Below are 4630 nucleotides of genomic sequence, written 5' to 3' on the forward strand. Positions count from 1 at the left end.
AAGGCGGGCGACGACAACGCCGCAGATGTGCGTGCCGAGCCCTGCGGACCGGGCGGGGGCCGCCATGCGCGGTGGTGGGCCGGGCCTCGGCGGCGGGTGGGGTTTTCCCCAGGGGGGTCGGGCGGTTCGCCTCATGGCGCCGGTGGGGCGCGGGCGGGCAGGCTGTGGCCATGACCGAGCCCCTTTCTCCTTCTCCCTCGGCCGTCCGTGGACGGCCGTCCGGGCGCCCGTTGCCCTCCAGTCGCACGCCGTCCGAACCGCTGCCGCCCGCGCGGCTCGCCTTCGAGGCGCACACATGGAAGGAGATCGCGCATCTGCTGACGAATCTGCCGCTGTCGCTGATCGGGTTCACCTTCGTGACGACGGTGCTGTTCACGAGCGCCTTCCTGACACTGACGGTGATCGGTTTCCCACTGCTCGCGGCCGCGCTGCTGGGCGCGCGTCAGCTGGGCAAGCTGGAGCGGATACGGGCGCGGGCGCTGCTCGACGTGACGGTGGACGAGCCGAGTCCGCTGCCGATGCGGGGCGGCGCGGACGGGTTCGTCGCGCAGGTGTGGATGAGTGTGAAGGACCCGGTCGGCTGGCGTTCGATGCTGTACGAGCTGATCCGGCTGCCGTGGGGGATCGCGACGTTCACGATCACTCTCACGGGGTTGTTCGTGGCGTGGCCGGTGCTGCCGTTCATCGTGCGGGGGCTGGCCAACGCGGACCGGGCGATGGTGCGGGCGCTGCTGTCGCCGTCGGACGAGCTGGAGCGGCGGATCGCGGAGCTGGAGTCGGACCGGGGTGTCGTGGTGGACACGGCGGCGGCCGATCTGCGGCGCATCGAGCGGGATCTGCACGACGGGGCGCAGGCACGGCTGGTGAATTTGGCCATGGGGCTCGGGCTGGCGAAGGAGAAGCTGCTGGAGGGCCAGGCCGACGACGCCGTGGCCCTGATGGTGGCGGAGGCGCACGGCGAGGTGAAGCTGGCGCTCCAGGAGCTGCGGGATCTGGCGCGGGGCATCCATCCGGCGGTGCTGACCGACCGGGGCCTGGACGCGGCGCTGTCCTCGGTGGCCTCGCGGTGCACCGCCCCGGTGAAGGTCACGGTCGATCTGCCGGCGCGGCCCGCGGCGGCGATCGAGGGGATCGCCTACTTCACCGTCTCGGAGCTGCTCCAGAACGTCAGCAAGCACAGCGGGGCGCGGTCCGCGGCCGTGGACGTCTGGCGGTCCGACGACCGGCTGCTGATCCAGGTGTGGGACGACGGGTGCGGCGGCGCGAGCGTCGACGGCGGCTCGGGCATCGCCGGTCTCGCGGAACGGCTGGGCGCGGTCGACGGTCTCTTCGTGGTCGATTCCCCGGTGGGCGGGCCCACGACGATCACGGCGGAACTGCCCTGGCGGAACCGGTAGGCGGGGTGGGCCGAGGGGTGGCCTCCCCGGGTGAGGCCGAGGGGTGGGGTTAACCCCCGGAACCGGACGCCGACGGGCTGGATGGTCCGGGTGGCCGGGGGCGAGGAGGGTGGGGAGTACGCCAGATCGTGGCGCGCTCCGGTCGGAGTGTCGGTGGGGAGGAGTGGCGGCTATGGAATCCGCGTATGGGCAGGGGTACGGCGGCTGGGACGAGTCGGCCGTGTCCGAGCGGCGGCACCGGCTGCCGGCGGGTCTGCGGGCACCGTTCGAGGGGCGCAGCTGGCGGGAGTTCGGCTATGTGATGCTCGGCTTCCCGATCGGCGTACTGATGTTCACGTACGCGGTGACGATGCTGTCGGTCGGGGTGGGTCTGCTGGTCACGTTCCTCGGGGTGCCGGTGCTGGCGGCGGGCCTCGCCGGCTGCCGGGCGCTCGGGGCGCTGGAGCGGGCGCGGGCGCGGGCGCTGCTCGGGGTGGAGGTGGCCGCGCCGGAGCCGTTGCGGCCGGGCAAGCGGGGGGCGCTGGCGTGGATGGGTGCCGTACTGCGCAGCGGGTCGTCGTGGCGGCAGGTGCTCTACGCGGTGGTGCACTTCCCGTGGTCGCTGTTCTCCTTCGTGGTGGCCCTGAACTTCTGGGCGTACGGGTGGGCGATGCTCACGTATCCGCTGTGGTTCTGGGTCTTCCCGATGTGGGTCGGGCAGGACGGGGTGCAGCTGTACGGGGACGAGGGGCACGCCGTGTACCTCGACAACGCGTTCGAGGTGACCGTGACGGCGCTGGTGGGGCTGCTGTTCACGATGGCCACGCCGTGGATCGTGCGGGGGCTCACGATGGTGGACCGGGTGATGGTGACCGCGTTGCTCGGGCCGTCCCGGCTGGGTGCGCGGGTGGTCGAGCTGGAGTCGGACCGGGGGGTCGTGGTGGACACGGCGGCGGCCGATCTGCGGCGCATCGAGCGGGATCTGCACGACGGGGCGCAGGCACGGCTGGTGGCGCTGGCCATGGATCTGGGTGTGGCGCGGGAGAAGCTGACCGAGGATCCGCGGGAGGCGGCGCGGATGGTGGACTCCGCGCACGGTGAGGTGAAGACGGCGCTGCGGGAGCTGCGGGATCTGGCGCGGGGCATCCATCCGGCGGTGCTGACCGACCGGGGGCTGGACGCGGCGCTGTCGGCGGTGGCGGCCCGGTGCGCGGTGCCGGTGGAGGTGGAGGTGGATCTGCCCGCGCGACCGGTGCCGGCGATCGAGGGCATCGTCTACTTCACGGTGTCCGAGCTGCTCCAGAACGTCAGCAAGCACGCGGGCGCCTCCCGGGCGGTGGTGGACGTGTGGAAGGTCGAGGGGCGGCTGATGCTCCAGGTCACCGATGACGGGAGGGGCGGCGCCGACGTCGGGGCGGGGTCGGGGCTCGCCGGGCTGGCGGAGCGGCTGGGGGCCGTCGACGGGGTGCTGGTCGTGGACTCCCCGGCGGGCGGACCCACCCGCGTCACCGCGGAGCTGCCCTGGCGGGCGTGATCCTCGGGGCCCCGGCCGCGGGGGCGTGACGTTCGGCGGCAGGGGGCGGGGGCGGGACCACGTGGAGAAGCGCGTCCGGAGCGAGGCTCCGGGCGCGCTTCTCCGCGCCGCGCTGTCCTCTCCGTGTCACGTCGTCCGTGTCGTGGTGGCGGTAACCAGCCAAGAGGTGGCGGGGTTCTTACGGACGAGGGTGTCGGGGTGGCGTGGCGGGACCGGGATGCTGGGATGCTGGGGCCTCGGGTGGGTGGGCCAGGATGACGGCCGGCTCCGGGCTTGCGGGGGGACGGGATCGTGGAGGACAAGGTGCGGGTGGTCATCGCCGAGGACTCGGTGCTGTTGCGGGAGGGCCTCACCCGGCTGCTGACCGACCGGGGGCACGAGGTCGTCGCGGGGGTCGGGGACGGCAACGCGTTGATCAAGACGATCGGTGAGTTCGCGGCGCAGGGGGAGCTGCCGGATGTGGTCGTCGCCGATGTGCGCATGCCGCCGACCCATACCGATGAAGGCGTCCGGGCGGCCGTGCAGTTGCGCAAGCAGCATCCGCGGCTGGGCGTGCTCGTGCTGTCGCAGTACGTGGAGGAGCGGTACGCCACCGAGCTGCTCGCCGGGTCCAGCCGGGGCGTCGGCTATCTGCTGAAGGACCGGGTGGCGGACGTGCGGGAGTTCGTCGACGCGGTGGTGCGGGTGGCCGGCGGGGGGACGGCGCTCGACCCCGAGGTGGTGGCGCAGCTGCTCGGGCGCAGCCGCAAGCAGGACGTGCTGGCGGGGCTCACACCGAGGGAGCGCGAGGTGCTGGGGCTGATGGCGGAGGGACGCACCAATTCCGCGATCGCCCGGCAGCTGGTGGTGAGTGACGGTGCGGTCGAGAAGCACGTCAGCAATATCTTCCTGAAGCTCGGGCTGTCCCCGAGCGACGGGGACCACCGGCGGGTGCTGGCGGTCCTCACGTATCTGAATTCCTGACGGGGCCGCCCGTACTGGCCCCCTACCGCCCCCCGTTCACCCCCCGAACACCAGCCGCCCGCCCCCTCTCCCCCCGAAGCGCCCGACCCGTCAGTACTAGAACCGCCCCTTCCGGGGGAGCGTCTTCTGTGGCAGTTCAGCGGGTGTGCGGGTGGGGTGGGGGCGGGGTCGACGAGGGGTCGAAAAAAGCTCGTCGAACAGTCGAACGGTCAAGGGAAGGTCCGCAGCACCGACGTAGGGTTGGTCTCGGGAGGGCCGCTGGGACGGTCGTTCCCGGACAGCCGCCTCAAGGGAGGTCAAGTTCAGTGACCAGCCAGGTCAGCAGCCCAGCGGAGCAGGCCGACGAGGCCGTTCTCGGAGAACTGGGGGAACAGCGCAAGCCGGCGGGGACCAAGGACGTCCGCCGCCTCGATCGGGTGATCATTCGGTTCGCGGGTGATTCCGGTGACGGTATGCAGCTCACCGGTGACCGTTTCACCTCCGAGACCGCCTCGTTCGGCAACGACCTGTCAACCCTGCCGAACTTCCCCGCCGAGATCCGCGCCCCCGCCGGCACCCTGCCCGGCGTCTCCAGCTTCCAGCTCCACTTCGCCGACCACGACATCCTCACCCCCGGCGACGCACCCAACGTCCTGGTCGCCATGAACCCCGCCGCCCTCAAAGCCAACATCACCGACATCCCCCGCGGCGCCGAGATCATCGTCAACACCGACGAATTCACCAAACGCGCCATGCAAAAGGTCGGCTACACCACCAG

The 4630-nt window shown here is 72.0% G+C and carries 4 protein-coding genes; all 4 read left to right on the plus strand.

Annotation, left to right across the window (positions count from 1 at the left end; all coding sequences use genetic code 11):
- The first annotated feature begins 170 nt into the window (after positions 1 to 170).
- Positions 171 to 1397 carry a sensor histidine kinase gene (locus SMA5143A_RS30080; RefSeq protein ID WP_107465928.1) on the plus strand — a complete coding sequence of 409 codons (1227 nt, stop codon included), beginning with the start codon at positions 171 to 173 and terminating at the stop codon, positions 1395 to 1397.
- A 172-nt stretch (positions 1398 to 1569) separates the two neighbouring features.
- Entirely contained in the window at positions 1570 to 2910 is a 1341-nt protein-coding gene (locus SMA5143A_RS30085; RefSeq protein WP_107465929.1) for a sensor histidine kinase, read from the plus strand.
- Positions 2911 to 3213: 303 nt separating this feature from the next.
- Positions 3214 to 3873, plus strand: coding sequence for a response regulator transcription factor (locus SMA5143A_RS30090; RefSeq protein WP_306790937.1), 660 nt, complete (start codon positions 3214 to 3216; stop codon positions 3871 to 3873).
- Positions 3874 to 4178: 305 nt separating this feature from the next.
- Positions 4179 to 4630: 2-oxoacid:acceptor oxidoreductase family protein (locus SMA5143A_RS30095; RefSeq protein ID WP_181362067.1), on the plus strand; the 452-nt coding region annotated here is incomplete at its 3' end.

It is taken from the genome of Streptomyces sp. MA5143a (genome assembly GCF_900290235.1).
Lineage (GTDB): Bacteria > Actinomycetota > Actinomycetes > Streptomycetales > Streptomycetaceae > Streptomyces.

Excerpts from the sequence above, each read along its gene's own strand:
- SMA5143A_RS30085 (WP_107465929.1), top strand. The coding sequence starts at position 1,570 with ATGGAATCCGCGTATGGGCAGGGGTACGGCGGCTGGGACGAGTCGGCC.
- SMA5143A_RS30080 (WP_107465928.1), top strand. The coding sequence starts at position 171 with ATGACCGAGCCCCTTTCTCCTTCTCCCTCGGCCGTCCGTGGACGGCCG.